20 protein-coding genes are annotated in these 19,313 nt (G+C 35.6%); 13 read left to right on the top strand and 7 right to left on the bottom strand.

What is annotated here, in order from left to right:
* Positions 1 to 6 precede the first annotated feature (6 nt).
* The 3 genes from ACXAE4_RS19425 to ACXAE4_RS19415 all read right to left on the bottom strand — a co-directional run bounded on the left by ACXAE4_RS19425 (position 7) and on the right by ACXAE4_RS19415 (position 4,129).
* Positions 7 to 1,200: a Ger(x)C family spore germination protein gene (locus tag ACXAE4_RS19425; RefSeq protein ID WP_154972776.1), complete on the bottom strand. Its 1,194-nt coding sequence runs from the start codon at positions 1,198 to 1,200 to the stop codon at positions 7 to 9.
* Between the two features lie 30 nt (positions 1,201 to 1,230).
* Positions 1,231 to 2,733 (bottom strand): spore germination protein, encoded by a 1,503-nt coding sequence (locus ACXAE4_RS19420; RefSeq protein ID WP_098999979.1) that lies wholly within the window; start codon positions 2,731 to 2,733, stop codon positions 1,231 to 1,233.
* Between the two features lie 502 nt (positions 2,734 to 3,235).
* A complete protein-coding gene (locus ACXAE4_RS19415) occupies positions 3,236 to 4,129 on the bottom strand; it encodes an AraC family transcriptional regulator (RefSeq protein WP_098999978.1) in 894 nt (297 codons plus the stop codon).
* Between the two features lie 192 nt (positions 4,130 to 4,321).
* Here ACXAE4_RS19415 and ACXAE4_RS19410 point away from each other — a divergent pair, with 192 nt between their 5' ends.
* The 4 genes from ACXAE4_RS19410 to ACXAE4_RS19395 all read left to right on the top strand — a co-directional run bounded on the left by ACXAE4_RS19410 (position 4,322) and on the right by ACXAE4_RS19395 (position 6,442).
* Complete coding sequence (locus ACXAE4_RS19410) at positions 4,322 to 4,909, top strand: NDxxF motif lipoprotein (protein ID WP_098999976.1); 588 nt, start codon at positions 4,322 to 4,324, stop codon at positions 4,907 to 4,909.
* A 163-nt stretch (positions 4,910 to 5,072) separates the two neighbouring features.
* Positions 5,073 to 5,561 carry a DUF6518 family protein gene (locus ACXAE4_RS19405; RefSeq protein WP_098999975.1) on the top strand — a complete coding sequence of 163 codons (489 nt, stop codon included), beginning with the start codon at positions 5,073 to 5,075 and terminating at the stop codon, positions 5,559 to 5,561.
* 163 nt (positions 5,562 to 5,724) lie between these two features.
* The gene (locus ACXAE4_RS19400) at positions 5,725 to 5,907 is read left to right on the top strand and encodes a hypothetical protein (RefSeq protein WP_014460704.1); all 183 of its coding nucleotides are present in this window, start codon (positions 5,725 to 5,727) and stop codon (positions 5,905 to 5,907) included.
* 136 nt (positions 5,908 to 6,043) lie between these two features.
* A complete protein-coding gene (locus tag ACXAE4_RS19395; RefSeq protein WP_034327810.1) occupies positions 6,044 to 6,442 on the top strand; it encodes a hypothetical protein in 399 nt (132 codons plus the stop codon).
* A gap of 110 nt (positions 6,443 to 6,552) precedes the next feature.
* Here the strand turns inward: ACXAE4_RS19395 and ACXAE4_RS19390 are convergent, their stop codons facing one another.
* Complete coding sequence (locus ACXAE4_RS19390; RefSeq protein ID WP_098999973.1) at positions 6,553 to 8,067, bottom strand: arylsulfotransferase family protein; 1,515 nt, start codon at positions 8,065 to 8,067, stop codon at positions 6,553 to 6,555.
* Between the two features lie 366 nt (positions 8,068 to 8,433).
* Entirely contained in the window at positions 8,434 to 9,477 is a 1,044-nt protein-coding gene (cax, locus tag ACXAE4_RS19385) for a calcium/proton exchanger (RefSeq protein WP_289578851.1), read from the bottom strand.
* Between the two features lie 442 nt (positions 9,478 to 9,919).
* Here cax and ACXAE4_RS19380 point away from each other — a divergent pair, with 442 nt between their 5' ends.
* Positions 9,920 to 11,416 carry a class I adenylate-forming enzyme family protein gene (locus tag ACXAE4_RS19380; protein WP_098999971.1) on the top strand — a complete coding sequence of 499 codons (1,497 nt, stop codon included), beginning with the start codon at positions 9,920 to 9,922 and terminating at the stop codon, positions 11,414 to 11,416.
* Positions 11,417 to 11,495: 79 nt separating this feature from the next.
* Here the strand turns inward: ACXAE4_RS19380 and ACXAE4_RS19375 are convergent, their stop codons facing one another.
* Positions 11,496 to 11,717 (bottom strand): hypothetical protein, encoded by a 222-nt coding sequence (locus ACXAE4_RS19375; RefSeq protein ID WP_098999970.1) that lies wholly within the window; start codon positions 11,715 to 11,717, stop codon positions 11,496 to 11,498.
* A gap of 502 nt (positions 11,718 to 12,219) precedes the next feature.
* On the opposite strand from ACXAE4_RS19375, the gene ACXAE4_RS19370 reads away from it, so the two are divergent.
* From ACXAE4_RS19370 to ACXAE4_RS19360, 3 genes are all read left to right on the top strand, one after another.
* Entirely contained in the window at positions 12,220 to 12,357 is a 138-nt protein-coding gene (locus tag ACXAE4_RS19370) for a hypothetical protein (protein WP_165635762.1), read from the top strand.
* 53 nt (positions 12,358 to 12,410) lie between these two features.
* Positions 12,411 to 12,605: a hypothetical protein gene (locus tag ACXAE4_RS19365; protein WP_028413858.1), complete on the top strand. Its 195-nt coding sequence runs from the start codon at positions 12,411 to 12,413 to the stop codon at positions 12,603 to 12,605.
* A 68-nt stretch (positions 12,606 to 12,673) separates the two neighbouring features.
* The gene (locus ACXAE4_RS19360) at positions 12,674 to 12,910 is read left to right on the top strand and encodes a hypothetical protein (protein ID WP_028413857.1); all 237 of its coding nucleotides are present in this window, start codon (positions 12,674 to 12,676) and stop codon (positions 12,908 to 12,910) included.
* A gap of 106 nt (positions 12,911 to 13,016) precedes the next feature.
* Here the strand turns inward: ACXAE4_RS19360 and ACXAE4_RS19355 are convergent, their stop codons facing one another.
* On the bottom strand, positions 13,017 to 15,239 hold the full coding sequence (locus ACXAE4_RS19355) for an MMPL family transporter (protein ID WP_098999968.1): 2,223 nt from the start codon (positions 15,237 to 15,239) through the stop codon (positions 13,017 to 13,019).
* A gap of 135 nt (positions 15,240 to 15,374) precedes the next feature.
* Between ACXAE4_RS19355 and ACXAE4_RS19350 the strand changes: the two genes are divergently transcribed.
* The 5 genes from ACXAE4_RS19350 (at position 15,375) to ACXAE4_RS19330 (ending at position 19,313) form a co-directional block, all read left to right on the top strand.
* Entirely contained in the window at positions 15,375 to 15,995 is a 621-nt protein-coding gene (locus tag ACXAE4_RS19350; protein ID WP_098999967.1) for a TetR/AcrR family transcriptional regulator, read from the top strand.
* Positions 15,996 to 16,374: 379 nt separating this feature from the next.
* Entirely contained in the window at positions 16,375 to 17,148 is a 774-nt protein-coding gene (locus tag ACXAE4_RS19345; protein WP_098999965.1) for a TerC family protein, read from the top strand.
* Positions 17,149 to 17,807: 659 nt separating this feature from the next.
* Positions 17,808 to 18,521: a GntR family transcriptional regulator gene (locus tag ACXAE4_RS19340; RefSeq protein WP_014460689.1), complete on the top strand. Its 714-nt coding sequence runs from the start codon at positions 17,808 to 17,810 to the stop codon at positions 18,519 to 18,521.
* 140 nt (positions 18,522 to 18,661) lie between these two features.
* Positions 18,662 to 19,003, top strand: coding sequence for a PTS lactose/cellobiose transporter subunit IIA (locus ACXAE4_RS19335; RefSeq protein WP_098999963.1), 342 nt, complete (start codon positions 18,662 to 18,664; stop codon positions 19,001 to 19,003).
* A gap of 1 nt (position 19,004) precedes the next feature.
* Positions 19,005 to 19,313, top strand: coding sequence for a PTS sugar transporter subunit IIB (locus ACXAE4_RS19330; RefSeq protein ID WP_014460687.1), 309 nt, complete (start codon positions 19,005 to 19,007; stop codon positions 19,311 to 19,313).

The following is a 19,313-nucleotide window of genomic DNA, read 5'->3' as shown; positions in this document are numbered from 1 at the left end:
CCTCATCTAATTTACCTCATAAGGATTTGTACGCATTCCGGTATTTACGATACTGACGTTCACATTCATCGATACCTTCGCACTTGAAAATAGATTCTTCCAATTCTGTTTATGCTGACGCCAATAACTAGGGTTGGTTCGAGATAAGCTATCACCAAAGCCAAATATATCTGCCTTTTCTTTTTGTGCGATGGTAATAGTCTTTGTAATTTCCTTTTGCAGTTCATTTTGGACTTCTTTTTCCAACTCTTTTAAGACCTTAGGGTTGCTTAAATCTTTCTGGCATGATGTTTCCGTAATTTCTCCCATCACATTCAAATCTGTATGAATAAAAGGTTGTCCATGGCGGATTTTTGTCTTTATTTGACTTTTTATTCCGGTCGTCGTAACTGTGATATTCTCATTTATATTACAAGGGAAAACAAGGGCCGTGCTCTTCACTTTAGACGTAGCAAGTTGAACAGATCGAGCTTCATCCCCATCCAGCCATTGAACTAATTTCCCTTTTCTAAACATAGCTAATCCTTTTACCTGCATAGCGCTTGGGCTGGTATTCTCTAAATTGCCTGCTTCTTCTGACTTCTGAGAGGGTTTGTTAATGGTGATTCCAGGAAGAGATAGGTCTTTTCCCTCACTCAAAAGCATAGAAATAACTTCATATGCTTGTACATTACTAACTATTCCGTACATTTTTTGATTGTTCTGGGTTGTACTTAGGATACTTTTGACTGGAGTAACCTCGAAAGGTTCAATCACACCAAGCAATTTCTCAGCAGTTCCATCACGTGCAATAAAAACTGGAATACTTGTACGAGCTTGCTTGCCTCGATCCAAGGCATCAAATAATGAGCTAAGGTCATTTCTTGCTAACTTTTCACCTACAACGATAAGCGAAAGATGAGAAGTAATATGTTCTCTTGGGATGACGACAGAGGCTTTTTTTAATGCTTCCACTAACGTTTTGGCCGTTACTGTATAGTTAATGACAGGAAGACCTTGTCCTCCCGACGAACTGCCTTGTGACAAACCACTTGGGTTAATGACCTGATAGGTTACTTTATAAGGTTGTTCCAAATTTTCATTCTTATCAATTCCCAATCCTATAATAACTCCTATTTGGTTTAATTCTCGGTAATTCGAACATCCTGAAACGCATAAACAAATGGCAGCGATCCATAAAAGCGAAAGATAAGTTTTCATTTTCTATCCTCATTCATCTTTATATGACGTCTATTTATTTTGATGTTTTTTCAACAGAGATGGTAAAGAGAATCGAACTAAAGTATCCTTTTGCTTTTTAAAATCAAAGGGAGCAAAAGGTGAAAAGTAGGGGATACCGAAAGATCTTAGACTACTTATATGAAGCCATATACATAAGGTCATAAGCAAAATTCCATATAAGCCAATAAATGCTGAAATTAGAATCAAGATAAACCGAAAACCACGGGCCGCATTGACAATGCTAGTAGATGGCAGTGTAAAATTGCTGATGGCAGAAATAGCAACAATGATCACAACAGCCGCCGATACAAAACCTGCTTCTACAGCTGCTTGTCCTAAAATCAGCGCTCCTACGATTGAGACTGCTGGTCCGATTGCTCTAGGCATTCGGATTCCTGCTTCTCGCAACATCTCAAAAGCTAATTCCATCACTACCATTTCTACAATTGCTGGAAAAGGAACTCTTTCTCTTTGCGCCATTAAACTGACCATTAATGTGTTTGGAATAAGTCCCTGATGATGCGTAATCAATGCTAAATAGATAGCAGACGCATACATAGACAGAAAAAAAGAACCAAATCTTAGTATCCTTAAAAAGGAAGCAATATAATAATTTTGATAATAATCTTCGGGAGACTGAAAAAATTGAGAAAAAATAGCAGGTGCGATTAATACAAAAGGTGTTCCTTGTACAATAATAGCAATTCGACCTTCTAATAAATTTCCTACAACGGCATCAGGTCGTTCCGTATTTAATAGAAGTGGAAAAATAGTCGTCCTATCATCCCGGATAAATTCCTCAATATAGTTCGACTCGAGGACCCCATCTACCTTAATCTCTTTTAAACGTTCTTTGACTTCCTCTACAATACGTTCATCTGCATTCCCTTGAATATACATGATCCCTATATCTGTTTGGGTTACGCTTCCAATTTTCATGCTGTCTAAGCGTAAATTAGAATCCTGAATTCTAGCTCGTATTAAAGAAGTATTCGTCCTTAAATTCTCTGTGAAACTATCTTTAGGTCCTCTAACAACCGTTTGACTGGTTGGTTCTGTTACTGCGCGGGACTGAAGTTTTTTTGTATTGCCAATGAAAATTCTAGAACTTCCATTCAGTAGTATGACTGTATCACCAGTTAAAACGGCTGACATAAATTCATGCCAATTCTCTTTTATAGTCAATTGAGATACAGTTAACATCTGGGGTATTTGTGCTTCTATCTCTTTGGCGGTTACTACTTGATTACTTTCCTTAAGCCACTGAATAAGAGGAGTCATGATATTCTCATTTATAATGTTTTCATCTGCTAATCCGTCAAGGTGAATAACGGCTGCTTTTAACGTGTTTTGATACGGAGACTCAACCATTCGAACCAATACATCGGAGCTATTTCCTAATTCGTTCAATAGTCTCTCTATATTTTTATTTACATCATCATATAAGGGAGTTGCTGAACAATCTGTTGTCTTTTCTTTATTAGAGCTTTTCAGAAGATATCTTTGTCGCACGTTTTACCACCTTTTATATGAGTGAATATTTGTTATACAACGAGTAACGTTATCATTCCTATAAAATGTAAAAAATATGCACGTGAGGAAAATACATAAAATAAAGTGATAGTAAATGTATCTAATTTTGTTTTCTTTTTTGTCGTATTAGTTGAATGTCAAAATAAAGCCGAGGATTCTTTAGAGTTTTTAGAAGAAGATCAAAGCGGGTTAGCTAGTATTACCTTATATCCAGTGACAGATCAGAAGATATTGTTTTAAGAATTAAGTAATTGGAGAGAAAAGCACATCGTATTTCTCTGTATATCTGATGTTTTTATTGCCGATATCGTACATTATGATAACTAAAAATGAAGGGAATATTCAAATTGGCTGATTCCAAAATTCCCAATGCAAAAGAATAAAAAGCCCTCTCTTAAATATAAGTGCTTAGAGATTGGGCTTTTGTATAGGAATATGTTCAGCATTATAAGTGAATTTCTACTTGGAATGCTTTTCTCTTTTACGCCTTAACAGCCTGTTTTTTTACCGGAATGTAGATGTCAATCTCTTTATTTTCTGAGCCATAACATCTTTTGTCGTACAGTTCAAATTCCATTGATCCGTAGTGTTCATAACCCGATTCAGGGAACCATTCTGTAAAAACATAATTCCACGTGGACTGAATGGAAGAAGTAAAAGATTCTTCATTTGATTTTGGTGTAGTAAATACGGCATATTCTAGTTCAGGGAAGCTTTTGTAAACTGTTCCTTCAGGTGCTGGAGTGTCTTTCTCAACTTCCATACCAATTACATAAACAAACTCACCCGTTTCAGGATTAAAGTCAGTGCAAATACCAAGCTCCACGTTTTTGTTTATGGGATGGGGTATTCTAGAGCCTAATCCATTTTGCATGTACTGTTGCCAAAATTCAGGAATGTCTTTATTATTCTGGCCACCCTCGTTCTTTGTTTTTAGCTCATATCCAATGACATAAAAAGCAGGTTTAGTGACTAGTTTTGGTTCCATCTTATTTCCTCCTGACAAAATTGCAGTATTTAGGTAGGCTTTTCCTCGCAGCGGTCCAGATATTCTTCTTGCGTTACGGTATTGTTTCGGTGAAACATCATAAAATTTTTTGAACGCTCTGTTAAAAGACTCTTGATAGTGGAAACCAACATCAAGTGCGATATCAATGACTTTTTCATCTGTGAAAAATAAGCGTTCTGCTGCGCGCGTAAGTCTTCGTTTCCTCACATAATCCATCACTGATTCTCCAACCATGGCTTGGAAGACACGGTGATAATGAAAAGGAGAAAAACAGGCAATTTCTGCTAACTTTTCTAAAGTGATTTGTGTCTCCAAATTCTCCTCAATGTAATCCAGCGTTCTCTGTATACAAGTTACATAATTCATTTACATTCACCTACCTTACGTTCACTATAACAGCAAACAAATCTTTGTTCTTAACATTTTTTGCTATATTTAATTAGGTGAGGGGACTTTTCCAATATACGCCTCTAGATGTATAGTCCTAAGAGGATTTTAATGTTAAAATTTTCTATGTAAATTAATGGAACCAATACATTGTTAAAGGGAGCGTTTGAATTGAAAAAACTTTGTTTTAGCTTAATAATTATTTTTTTATTAGGCGCTTGTTCTTATCAGGAAAGTACAAAAGAAGCTAGTGGAAAAATTGTATTACCAACTTCCATATTTAGTTCATCGAAAAATAATGCTGTAATTGATGAAAAGGAAATGAAAGAAAGTATAAAGACATACTTAGATACTAGCGAAGATTTATCCAATATCAGTGACCAATTTGAAGAAATTATGGATTCTGATCAACAGCTAACTAAAGCTGAAGCGAAAAAACTCGAACAACTAAACGATCTGGTCAGAGAAAATGATCATAACTTTTCCACCTATATTTCGCACAATACTTTACCAGAAGGATATAAAAAAGATTCAGAGAGAATTAGCCGCTATATTATGGGTTCCAATCAAATTTTGGATGAACTGGATCAAGCAATCGATGACATGGTTGAGCATATGAGTGAAGGAGATTTTTCTGAAACAGAAATTGAGTCACTTATGAATAAAAATAAAAGTGTAAATGGAAGAGAGCAGAAAAAGATAGAGAGTTTCCTAGATGACAAAAATATTGATACAAAAGCTTTTGGACGAAAGAGTTAAAACAATTTAATAGGTTTGCTTTGGTTAGGGGGAGTTTACTATTGGAATATTTAAGTCTACAAACAAACTTGCATTTTCTATTATATATTTAGTCTTCGGCACAGCTTTGGGGATAGTAGCCAAATATTTAGATACTGTTGCAGGTGTTGATGGAAGTTGGCGGATGAATATTATACCGTATTTTGGATATTTGTGTTCAAGGACAGGGATTTGGGTACTGATTGCTACCCTTATAGCTGCGTATAGTAAAACCAAAATTAGTGCGGCTCTTAATACATTCATGTTCTTTATAGGGATGCTAACAGGCTATTATATATATTCCGCTTTTTTATTTGGATTTTTTCCAACTAGTTATTTTTTACTGTGGGGAAGTATCGCACTAGCGTCTCCGTTTTTAGCAGCTATTGTATGGGTGGCTAAAAATAATTTACGTCTGGCTTGGATATTACCAGCTTTGCCTATGGGGTTATTGTTAAGTCTTTCTTTAGCGGTTGGAATATTTTATATACATGTAAACTATATTGAAGAATTCATTATGTATGCTGTTTTATGCGTAGTCTTTTACAAAACTCCAAAGCAGCTAGCGGCAACAATTGCTGTTTCGTTTATTATTTCGTTTATTATCAAACAAGTAAGTCCATTTCACTTTTGATTTAGATTAAGATTTTTGTTTTTTAATGAACGTTTACTATGGGAAAAGAGGATTTTGGTAACTAACTATACACACAATTTAAAGCATTTTTACATATATATTCTTTAAAATACAGTAATTAGGAAGATTTTAGAGAAGTAATTCGTATAAAAGGTAGGAGGTGATGGATATTAACACTGAAAAACGTCTGGATGAAATTGAAAGAAAGTTAGATGATTTACATAATAAGATAAGTAATCAAGAAAATAGAGCAAAGTATAAACCTATCTTTACAGTTGTACTCATTCTATCTGCAATTCTCATATTTTTTGTGCTGATAGGTGTTGTAAGTTTTTTCACAGGTTAATTTTTTTACTAGTCTCTCAGAATTATTTCTGGGAGACCTTTCATTGTTTAAACTAACGGCAAGTTGACTAAGGATATATTTCAATAAAATATAAGTTAGTAAAAATGACATTATGCTGTTTACATGGAGGACGAGGATGAGAAAGTTTTGTATTGCTTTATTTAGTCTTTTCTTTTTTGTTTCATTAGTTGGATGTCAAAGTAAAGCTGGGGATCCTTTAGAGTTTTCAGGTGAAACTCAAAGCTGGTCAGCTACTATTACGTTATATCCCGTTGAAAATAGTAAAGAAACAGCTCAAATTAACTTAAATTATCTAGGTGGTAAGGTAGAAAACGTAGGGGATTTTGGAATTAATTTAGACACTTCAAATAATCAAAATGGAATTGCAGTGAGAGACGCAAGGTTAAATGAAGAAGGGAATTTTAAAGAGAAAGTAAAGGTTGACGCTAGTGAAGGTATAATGAAATCTAAACATTTGATTTTAACTGTTAAATGGAATGACAAATCAGAAGATGTTGTTTTAAAAGGTAAGTAATTCGAGAGAAAAAGCACCCCATACTCATCTATATCAAGTATTCCCCCAGGTCTTCAGAGTAGGGGCACTATACGAACATTTTAAAAAATCTAATAGAGGATTATTAATGCTCACTTTCGTCTATTTCGTCTTATTTTCACGTAAGTAGTTGGTGATGTACCAATGACGTTCCCGCATGAATCTAATGCTTTGACTTGAAAATAGGGACCACCTGCCTCAGCATGAATATCTGTTTCAAATCCAGTACGAGGGGTACTAAATACCACTACTGACAATTTAAAAGGTGTTGGTCCCGCCAGCACCTGCCAAGCGACTGTTTCTGTTGAACCATTCCATGATGCGTAAACTGTAGCTTCACCGTCGGGCAATAAGTCTACAGTTATGCTAGGCGGATAAAGTGGGAGACCTACCCACTTATTTTTAAAGGCTCGATACGAAAGATTCTGATTTGGATACTGCATATCATATAACAAATTAAATGAAGGGTTTCTCCGTGTATTGCCAGCGTTCCTAAATTCCGAAAGGTACGGTTCTTGTCCCCACCCAATGAGTTGATTTCCATTGGAAAGCTTTTGCGCATTTCCTTGACTTGGAACATATAAAGCGGGGTCATGATAATATGTTCGATTTACATTTGCAACCTTGTGGTTATAATCTAAGTGAAGAATTAAACCACGCGCTTGCCCTTGAGGTGGAGAATCAGGAGAAGCACAGCAGGCATTGTCAAACAAGCTTATCCTGTTTTCGGACCTGTAGCGCGCATCATGCTGCCAAGAAAATTTAGCGTTCGGTCCAAGCCTAAAATTACTTTGCTTTCCACCAAGTTGCCAAATTACCTTTCCCGTTTCTTTGTCAATATTATAAATAGCCCACATACTACGCATGCTCACTAAAAGTGTATTGTTTGGACCTTCTTCGACTGAATTTACGTGGTAACAATCCCATATATTATTAGAGCTTGTTGCGGATGAAGCAGGTACCATCGAATCAGATGGATTAATATGTTTAAGTACATCCCAAAAGAAAAGAAGCTCTCCCGTCTCAATGTCTACTTCTTGAATAGAGTAATTACTAAAATACCCATGTAATGGCCCTCCATACTTAGATAAATCTGCGGGTATTTGTTTTACGGCTGTAAACAAAGCCGTATTCCGTTTGGTGATTGTAAACTCATGCACATCAGCTGTAAATCCTTTTTTAGCAAATAACTTTTTAATGACCTCATAATGCTGGTTGATAATTTGAAAATAAGCACCAGGTTCAGGATCACCAGCTGGAAGGTTTGGGGTTGCGGTTTGAGTTCCTGAAATTGTCCCTTGCCACATCGTAAGAACAGGGTTCCCACAGTACATTTGTACTCGAAAGTCTGTATTTTGGATATACCTACTAGCAAGCGGTCTAAACCACACTGGATTACCCGTCTGATCCATAATTAGTGCGCCGGTCTGTCCAATCATCGCTGCTCCATATACCGTATAGGGTGCAACAAATAATAGGCCGGGAGCTGTTCCAGGCTTATTAGTAGTAATGGTAACCTTCATGGGATGTAAATTAGGAGCCGAAACAAAATTCCATACTTGCGGGTTTGGATGATCAGTGGATGATTGTGAATTAAACTTATCCATTCTCACTCTCATCTCCTCTAACTTTTATTAGTAAACACTGTCTCTTGAGCTATTAATATGTCATTCGCTTCAAAATATGTACATACATTTTAGGTTTACTGGTGTCTTTTGTTTATTTGAAACGGTTATATGTAAGGTAGATAAAATAAATATAAAAAACAAGCTCTTAGCAGATAAGAGCTCGTTTTTCTTGTTCATATACGATTATATATTATCAATACAGCAATACTTTAATTGTGTTTAAAGTTGAAAACCATGCAAAAGAAAAGCAAATTTTTGTGTATATATTATTCGTCAAGATTTAAAAAGATGATTAAGCTTTGTCTTTATGTAAGCTGAAATTTTCATCTTTTTCTTGAGAAAATTCTATAAAAGGTAAAAACTAAAGCCTATCGCAATGTAGGTACCAACAAGTAAAACACCCTCGAACCAGTTGGAATCACCATCGTTCACAACGGTCACCGTCATGAGAGCGGCAAGAATCATCGCAATCATTTCTGCTGTATTAAACACAAGAGGCAAGAAATCATACAAGTATGAGAACAGAACAAGTATAGGAGCAACAAACATGGCCGTTTGGACGGTTGAACCAATGGAGATCTCCACCACTACGTCCATTCTGTTATTATAGGCCATGGCAATTGCTGACACGTACTCTGCAGCACTTCCCACTATGGCCACAACAATAATTCCAATAAAAACGTGACTCCAGCCTAAGGCATCACCTACTGGCTCAATGGTGCCAACAAGTTTTTCACTAATATAAGCTAGTACAATTGTGGCCAGTCCAAGCACAACGATTGCTTTCTTTTTTCCCCATTCTGGTTCCTCTCCATTTTCTTCTGAGTTTCCGGTGAAAATCCCTTTATGTGTGACAAGTTTAAAAAGAAGAGCAAGCAGGTAAATGGTCAGCATCACAATAGCAAAAGAAGTGGATAGAACCTGCATATCTTTATCATCCAAGCGTTTTGCAAAGATAAATGGCAATACAAAAGTTACGATAATAGCAAACATTAAGAGGGAAGTATTATGTCGTGTTTTAAACACACTAAATTTTTGCTTTTTAAATCGAATACCTCCAACGATCATGGATATTCCACTGGCAAAAAGAAGATTAACAAGAACTGCTCCCGTAATGGAGGAAATAACGATTGTATTTAATCCTTTACTTAATGCAAAAAATGAAATAATAATTTCCGCAGCGTTGCCAAACGTAGCGTTCAGTAATCCGCCTGCTGTTGGACCTACTACAACGCTAAGGCTTTCAGTGGAACGTCTAATGTAATTAGCCAAACTAATTAATGTCACGCAATAAATAAAAAACATGAAAATATAATTCCAATTAAACATGCTGCCAATAATTGAAAGAGGTACACCAATAATCATAAAAATAAAAAAGACTTTATTCATATTTTCCTCCATGGTCATTTATAGATCCTATAGCAAGAAGAGAAGCTCTATATTATCTTAGCGTTTTTATTAATATAACTCTTAAGACTTTTGTTATTCACATGGAGAGTGCAACTAGCAATTAACTCGATGCATAGAAAGAGAACATACGTAATAGCTGCTACAAAAGGAGACTAAAGTTAAAAAAAGAAAAGAATCCTACAAGATCAAACGCTATGAATTCCTCAGCATAAGCTTCAAAGTATATGGAATAGTCTTTTCTGAATGACTAATATGTATCTTTTACATGCTAAAAAGATATGAATTTTTCAAACGTCTATAATTTACGTTTGCGTTAACGTTAAGTGTGGGTAATGTAGTTTATAGAATTAAAAATAATTAGAAGGAAGCACCATTTAAATATGATTCAAACTGGTAATTATCATTAAAGGAGAGAGCTATCATGTATACACTTGGAGAACTATTAGAGCAAAGAGCTAAACAATCTGCTGAAAAAGAGGCTTTAATTTGGAGTACATCTTTCCATACATTTAAAGAATATAATGAACGTGTCAATCAGCTGGCTCATTACCTGTTAAGCCATAATGTTAAAAAAGGAGATCGAATTGCAATTCTATGTCAAAATAATCATCCGTTTCCTACCATTCTGCTAGCTGCATTAAGAATTGGAGCCGTAGCGGTTCCTATTAGCTGGCAGCTGACGAAGTATGAAATTATCGATATTTTAGACAGTGCACAACCTAAAGTTATTTTCTACGACCAAAAATTTCATGAGGTTATTCCTTTTGATTCTGAACTATTAAATGACGTTATTACTTTACAAGTAGGAAGAAAAAATAGTGTGGAGACAGTTGAAGAATATAATGAAATTTTTTCTACGTACTCCACATCAAATCCAAATATACAGGTCTTCCAAGATGACATTGCGATGCTTCTTTTTACTTCTGGAACTACTGGTAACGCAAAAGGCTGTATGATTGAACATGGTCATGTGTATTCTTATATACAACCATCGAGTCAACGAATCGATTATGAAGAAGATGGTCGATTTCTTGCCTCGCATCCTTTTTATCATATGAGTTCTATTAATAATATTTTGAAATCTGTTTCCAACGGAATGGGGTTATTTCTGTTGTCAGATCCTACACCGGAAATCATTTGGGAAACGATTGAAACTCATAAGATCACTATGATGTTAGCGTTTCCCTCTACGTATATGCAAATGCTCGAAGTAGTGAAAAATGCAGGGTCAAAGAAATCTTCACTAAAGGTTGCTATTGCCGGAGGGGCAAAAGTTCCTGCTTATCTTATTCAGGAATATGAAAAATTAGACATCAGCATGATACAAGGGTATGGAAGTACAGAAGCATGGACAGTCAGTGTATGGACACCAAATATGGGAGATGAAAAAATTGAATCCGCAGGCAAGCCTCTTTCTGGTGTAGAAGTAAAAATTATGGATCCTGATTCAGGACAAGAAATGAAAACGGGAGAAGTTGGAGAGATTATTATAAAAAGCCCCTATTGTTTTAAAGGCTATTGGCATAATCAAGAGGCGACTGACAAAGTTCTTAGAGATGGCTGGTTCTATATGGGGGACGCTGGAAAGATAGATCAAGACGGCTTTTTATATATTATGGGACGCTATAAAGATGTTATCGTATATGGCGGCGATAATATCTATCCCGATCAGGTCGAAGAAATCATTGAGCAAATAGGTACGGTTATAGAAGCTGCTGTAGTAGGAGTAGAAGATCCTGTTTATGGAGAAAAACCTAGAGCTTATGTAGTAAAGGATCCTCATTCTTCTTTAACAAAAGAAGATATTCTAAACTATTGTAGTGATCGTCTAGCAAGTTACAAAGTTCCGGAAGTTTATTTTATTGATCAACTCCCTAAAAACCAGCTCGGTAAAGTATTAAAAAGAGAGCTAAAATGAAGAGGGTTAAAAGCGCGGACTGAATGCAGCCCGCGCTTTTATAATTTAATAGAAGTAATATCATTTTAACGCAAAAATGTTAAGTAGAAAGTTTCCTGATATCAGAGTAACAAACACAAAGTGTATTTTCATATTCAGATTCGTATCCTGTAAATACGAGATTTCTTTCTTTATCATCGTAATGAAATCCGAATTTCTTTAAATCATCTTTCAAGATATCTTCACTAATTTTAATGGAAGAAGCAATATCTTCATAAGAAGCACCATTATTTAGCTTTTGAACAATCTCACCTATTAACAAGTTACGACCTCCAGTAGCATATGTTTCTTCAGTAATAATTTATCCTAAATACCTGCTTTTATGAAAGTTGTGCGGAAAGTCATTCTAGATTATTAAAATTTACAGCGAGCACTTCGTTTGCTAATTAGTGAATTAATTATGTTTTTTCTTTTCGCGATAATCATTAAAACAATAAATGAAAAAAATACTCACAAAAAATCCAACGAAGAGACCAATGAGACTTTCTAATTGAAAATCTTTTTCTCCAATTATTTGGCCGTAAACGATTCTGAATATCACACCAAAAAAAGAAAGAACAACAGCCGTTGTGGTAATACGTAAAAAGTTAATAAAATCACACCTTTTTACAAAGTGTATTCCCCTTTTTTAATACATTTAAAGTTAAGACTGATTATAGGAGGTTCTAAAGTGCAAGTGAGAATATCACTTAGAAAACACAATAAATAATACAAATATGGAACTTTTATGAAATTCGTTCGTAAAAGATATAGGAGGCGATAATATGGATATATCAAGTGTTAATTGGGCGGACGTAGCTTTTCAAATCTTTTGGTTAATTTTATTGGTTTCTTTAGGTTTGTTTATTTATAAAGTCGTTCAAGTTAAAAAAAGAAATAAACGTTTTGTTAAGAATGAATGATCCTTTTATACATAAAGATGTGAATGGAGTATTCAAGCAAAAGAGGTGTTTTTTTGAGAAAATTGATAAAAAAATATTCATTTATCTGTACAGGATTCTTATTTGGTTATTTTCTTTTACTGATTTTAGGCTTAGATGTTTCTATTAGTAGTATGTTTAAAGTGTTTATACCAGTAGCAGCTGTAGGACTGTTGCTTGGAGAAATTATAAATATGGCTTTTAATCATCATCAGACTAATATGAACTAACATTATAATTCCGCTCAAAAATTACATAAAAACAAATAAAAGCATAAGACAAGAAAGGTAGAATATATATGGCTTGTTGCAATCATTGCAATTACAAATGGAACGCTAAAAATGTATGGTTACTTGGGTTTTCTAAGAAAGGAAAGAAGTGTCCTAAATGCCATACTAGACAATTTATCTCCTTTAAAGGTGCTGGTCCTTTAATGGGGCTAGGTTATTTAAGTGGGATTGTTGCTATATCTCTTATTGGTTTATTTCCGTTTATCGTAAAGCTAACAGATAAAGAAGAGCACAGATGGAAGTAAATTAAAAAAGCAAAGAGAATATTAATATTCTCTTTGCTTTTTTCTTGGTTTTACATTCATAGAAGCCATATAGTAAATCAATTATAAAACACCTTTGTTTTACTACTTAATTCTCTTTTTCTGATACCACTTCAGCTTTACTTGGCCAGAAAGCAAATCTTCCTAAAACCGTAGTGATCGCAGGTACAAGGAATGGTCGCACAATAAATGTATCTAACAGAACACCTAAAGCCGTGATAATTCCGAACTGAACCAGAACTTGAATAGGCAGTGTTGCTAGAACCGCGAAAGTAGCAGCTAAAATGATTCCAGCTGATGTGATAACACCGCTTGTTTCACTTACGCCTTCTTTAATCGCTTGTTTTAACGGCATGTATTTCTTTTTCTGCCAGATGCTTGAGATCATAAAAATATTATAATCCTCACCAAGCGCCACTAAGAATACAAATGCGTATAAAGGAATCGCTCCTTGGATAGCATCTGCTCCCATGATATTGTGGATGATGAGCCAGCCTAAGCCTAAAGCTGCACTGTAAGAGAGGATAACGGTTCCCACTAAATAAAGCATAGCTACAATAGAACGCAAGTAAGCCACTAGCAGCAGCGATATAAAAATAATAATTAACGGGACAATAATACTGTTGTCTTTATCACTAACAGTCATCGTGTCATATTGCGTCGCTGTTTGACCGCCAATCCATACTTTGGATTTTACTGAGGAAACTCCGGACTGTGACAGTGCCTTTTCGGCTGCATCTTTCAAGTCTGGAATAGCCTCCATAGCTGTTATACTATATGGATTTACATTAAACGTGACGTCATATACCTTTAAATCCTTATTACTTTTACCGCTTTGAGGTGCAGAAACGGTACTAATAAGATCGTTTTTCTTTAACTCTTTTTCTAGATCTACCGATTTCCCTTCTGTATCAATTACTACTTGTGCTGGTGCTAGTTCACCAGGAGAGTAAGCGTCAGAGATAATCGTAAATCCTTCACGAGAAGGCATATCTTCAGGGAAAGAAGACAATAAATCATACGTGTACTTGATTTGACTAGAGTATATGGATAAAGCTCCAAAAAAGACTAGACAAGCTACAATGATTGTCCATGGTTTAGTCGTAACCACATTACCGATCCAATTCCCGAAACGGTTTTTCTCTTTTCGGTCACGCACCGGTTTTCCTTTCTTTTTCGCCAATTCTTCTTCCATTTCAGGAGTGCGAGGAACAAAAGGATAAAAAGAACCTCTTCCCATAACTGCAAGCAGGGCAGGAATAAGAGTTAAGCTCGCTAATCCCATAATAAGAATAGATAAACTAAACGGGATTGCAAAACGGTGGTAAGCCCCGTACTTTGCCACGATTAAAGCTAAAAGAGAGATGACAACCGTAAAGCCACTCATCGCTATAGCACCTGAAGCACCTTTAAAGGCGTTGATAAGTGCTTGTCTCTTATCTTTTACTTTGCGAAGCTCATCGCGATAATGAGAAATTAAAAATAAACAATAGTCTGTTCCGGCTCCAAATAACAAGACCGTCATAATGGATATGGACTGTGAATCGACCGTAATCCATCCTTTATCTGCTAAAATACCGAGAATTGGACTCAGCACCCCATAGGCAAAACCTACACCGATCAAAGGAATAATCGCTAAAATTGGGGAACGATAAATTACAAGAAGTAAAATTAAGACTAATAAAACTGTCGCGATTAGTAAGGAAACGTCTGCTCCTTCAAATAGGCTGGTTGCATCTACTTGAATTCCTACAGGTCCTGTAACGCGCGTGCTTAGCTTATCTTTTTCATCGATATCCGTCGCAAAAGAATCGTATGAAACATTCTCTTTTACTTGTTTTTTAATCGTATCTAGGTTTTTTTCTAGTACATCCGTTTCAACGTTTTCTTCAAAGAAAATAGGCTGTACAAGAGTTGTTCCGTCTTTCGAAACCATCTTTTGCAGAGCTGCTAACGGTAATTTATGCAAAGGCGGAGTAGACGTTTGTGCTTCTAATGGTTTCTTTTCTAAATCCGCCGCCATTTGCTGAATAGATTTTAGATCATCATTATTCAAACCTGATTCTTTGTGCCATGTAAGTAAGGCAGGAACCCCTGATGAATTAGGGAATTCTTTCTTTATAAGATTTTCAGCTTCTACGGAAGGTGAATTCTCACTTAAGTTTGGTGCATTGTTTACTTCCGTCTTATTCACAGCAGGCCAAGCAATCGTGAGGACTACAGTTGCCAAAATCCATACGGCAATTACAATCCATCGACTCACTTTCCCAGTCATATATCGACTGAATGTTGCTAAAGGTGATTCTTTCATTAATTCTCCCTCATTTCCAAATCTGTTTGTTTCTATTACAATATATATAGAACCTTCAATAATTATATATACCAGAAGGTTAATTAATCAACTAGTTTAAATGTGCCAATTTCTTGAACTAGAAGGAGGGCCCTTATGAATACGAATCAGACACCGAAAAAAAAGCCTGGCAGACCTAAAATAACAACTGAAAATAATATAACGAGAGAGCAAATTTTGAAAACAGCTGCTCATTTATTTATGGCATACGGGTACGAAAAAGTTTCAATGGAGCAAGTGGCTGAAGCGAGCGATGTGACCAAGGCCAGCGTTTACTACTACTTTAAAAATAAGGCAACTTTGTTTACAGTTTCCGTATCAAGCATGTTCCAACGTATTACAAAACAGACGGAGAAATTATTGCAAAATTCCAATGGGTTAAAACACAGATTATATGAGGTAACATTGGATCATTTAAAGCGGCCGCATATTGATTTTGAAACATTATTACAAGAAGCGACTTCGTCGCTTACAGAAGATCATATTCGTGAAATTCGTGAAGCAGAGAAAGCGATACATGAGGCATTAGAGAACGTATTCAAACAGGCCGCAGACAACGGAGAAATCGTCGTAGCAAGTCCCAGATTGCTTGCGCATACATTTTCAACGGTCACAATGATTCGGAACAAAAAAGAATTAATTACAGAATTAGGAGGCCCTGAAAAAACGGCTCAGGCTCTAGTGGACCTGTTTTGGGTAGGGATTAGTCCTAATTGACTTTTTTATTCTAGCGTAAAAAAATAAATAAAGAACGGGTAAAACATATTGATCAATATGTTTTACCCGTTCTTTTAATTGGCCGCAAGTACTTGGTGGAAATCGGTAAATGATAGCGATTATATGTTAAGCGACAAACCTATAAATAAATGGTGGTTCAACGTTTTCATTAACAACCTAACAAGGCGAAGTTATATGATAAAAATGTAAAAATTTAATAATTTGGTTTTTATTTGTATTTAAAGCGGTATTTTACAGAAGGTTAGTGTTAAAATAATGAAAATCCTATCTTTTAGGGTTGCCTTTAGGATATATGGTTATTCTATTGTAAACAAAACCTTTAGAATAACAAGTTACATTTTGGAAGGGAGAAAAATGGATGGAATCTATTTGGCTCGAATACGTATGGGCATTATTGATTCTAATCGGGTTAGAAGGATTATTATCAGCCGATAATGCTCTTGTACTAGCAGTTATAGCTAAACATTTACCCGAGGATCAGAAAAAAAGAGCGATTAATTACGGAATTCTTATGGCATTTATTTTTCGGTTTGGAGCTCTTTTTGCCATTTCATTTATCGCCAACGTCTGGTGGATACAGGCCATAGGAGCCGTTTATCTTCTGTATCTAGGTTTGAAGCATGTCATTCAGGCGCGGTTTGGGAAACATAATGAGAATATTCATGATGATGATGAGAAGGAGTCTGCTGGAAAGGGGTTCTGGCCGACAGTGGGGAAAATTGCGGTAGCTGACCTTGCTTTTGCCATTGATTCTATTTTAGCTGCGGTCGCTATAGCTCTTGGGCTTCCGGATTCACAGTTTGGAGAAATCGGTGGTATGGACGGAGGGCAGTTTGCAGTTGTAGTTCTTGGAGGGATTGCAGGTCTTATCTTAATCAAGTTTGCAGCAACCTGGTTTGTAAAACTCCTTGAAAAGCGACCTGCCTTAGAAACGACAGCATATGCAATTGTTGCCTGGGTCGGTGTTAAACTTGCGGTTATTACTTTTGCGCATAAAGATATCGGCGTCTTAGATTCTCATTTCCCTCATAGCACCGCTTGGACCCTGATTTTCTATGGAGTATTAGTTGGTATCGCGCTATTGGGTTGGTTTGCACCGGGCAATAAGTCATCAGAAAAATCATCGGCTTAAAAGTAATCGAGCGTAATGCGCACCCTGAATTTACTAATTACCCTTACTCTTCCCGTCAAAATGGATCCCTATTTCAGCATTTGAAAGGATGTTTAGATTCTATACAAAAGTGAGTTTTGCTGGTTCAGGCCTAACGATCAAGTGCGTTAACCCAAGCAGGGTTAACGCACTTTTTAATTGAAACGATTGTGAAAACGAACTTAGTTATTTTATTTATTATTTTTGTTCCCTTTACGATAATCAGTAAAGCAGGAAATCAAGAACCCCCCCAAAATAAAACAATGAATTAACTTAACTTTAAGTCCGTACGGTTAAGGTGTAGACTTATTTTTATGATTTGAAAAATCGTTTTTTTTTTGGAATTATTCTTGGAAACCTTGACTTAAAGCTAACTTTAACTTGTATTAAAAAAGCAATTAGATAAAGCCATCGAACTTCATTTTTGATCCGTAAGTATAATGATTTGCAAAATCTTAGATGTTTTACAATACGTCAACTCCAGTACTTTAGGAGTAATATAAGTAGTAGCGCTATCTTCATATTGAACAAGGGTATAAAGCTTTTTTTATTTCAAGTATATTCATAAAAGCACTTCTTTCCGTATTTTATGCTATAATAATCCCTAGTTTTTTAGTTTGTATAGAGAGGTGTAAAACAGAATGATGCCAAAATATCTGCAAGTAGCTGGCCAAATTGAATCTGATATTACTGAGCATGTTTATCAAAAAACAAATAAACTTTTGACTGAAGATGAATATGCAGCAAAGTATCAGGTGAGCCGTAATACAGTACGAAAAGCAATTGAAATTCTCGTGAATAAAGGATATGTATATCAAGTTCAGGGCAGCGGTGCATTTATTCGTAATCATCACAACAATGGATACGTTAATCTTGAAAAGCTACAAGGAGTTACCAATGATTTTAGTGACCGCCTTGTAGAAAACAAGCTGCTAGATTTTAAATTAATTAATGCGGATGAGGAACTAGCCCAAAATATGGGATGTAAGATTGGAACACCTATTTATTATGTAAAAAGGCTAAGATATGTTGATAGTGATCCATTTTCAATTGAAACTTCGTATTTCAACAAAAATCTTGTTAAATACCTTGATGAAAATATTGTGAAAAAATCGATTTATACATATTTACGCAATGACCAGCAACTAGCAATTGGTTTTGCAGATCGTGTTATTCGTGCCGATTATCTTATGTGTGAGCAAGCTGATTTATTGGGATTAAAAGAGAATGATCCGGCTTTGGTGGTAGATAATACTGTTTATTTAATAAACGGTGCAATTTTTGATTACTCGCAGTCAGTGCATCACTTCAAACATGTAAAATTGCTAAAAGTATCAAATATGAAAGGTAGTTAAGGTGCAAAGAGAGCTCAGGGCTCTTTTTTTTTGTCTGAAAATAAAAAAAATAGTTTACATATGAATCTGAGTGAGTTATTATAAATTTATAAAATTTGTACCAACAAATTAGATTTGTACTTATGAAAGGGTGTACATATATGGTCGAAGAATCGATTGAGATTAGCTCTGAAGATATCTTTGGATTAATTGCATTTTCAGGTGATGCTAAAGCGAGCTATCACGCTGCTTTACATCTGCTCAGAGAAAACAAAGTAAAAGAGGCAGAAGCAGAAGTAGCAAAAGCGAATTCAATTTTAAACGAAGCACATGCTATTCAAACAAAATTTGTCACACTAGAGGCCCAAGGGAAATCGGCACGGGTTGGTGTATTGATGGTTCATGCCCAAGACCATTTGATGAACACAATCTTAGTGAAAGAGCTATTGGATCATATGATGACCATGCAAAAAGAAATTAACTTATTGAAAGGGATGAATTGATATGGTGAAGATTGGATTATTCTGTGCAGCAGGTATGTCTACAAGTATGTTAGTGGAGAAGATGAAAGCGTTTGCTGGTGAGCGTGGTGTAGAAGCTGAGATTGCAGCTTACCCTGAGTCAGAGATGGAAAAGTATGTTGATAATATCGATGTTGCTTTATTAGGTCCTCAGGTGAAGTATTTGTTAAACAAAGGAAAAGCTGTTTGTGAACCAAAAGGTGTCGCTATTGATGTTATTAACACGGTGGATTACGGCATGATGAATGGTGCAAAAGTACTTGAACACGCGATTAAATTAGCGAATAAATAA

It is taken from the genome of Priestia sp. ABM2_011, from assembly GCF_056158845.1.
Note: the sequence above shows the minus strand (reverse complement) of the source record. Positions and strands in the feature narration are given on the sequence as shown.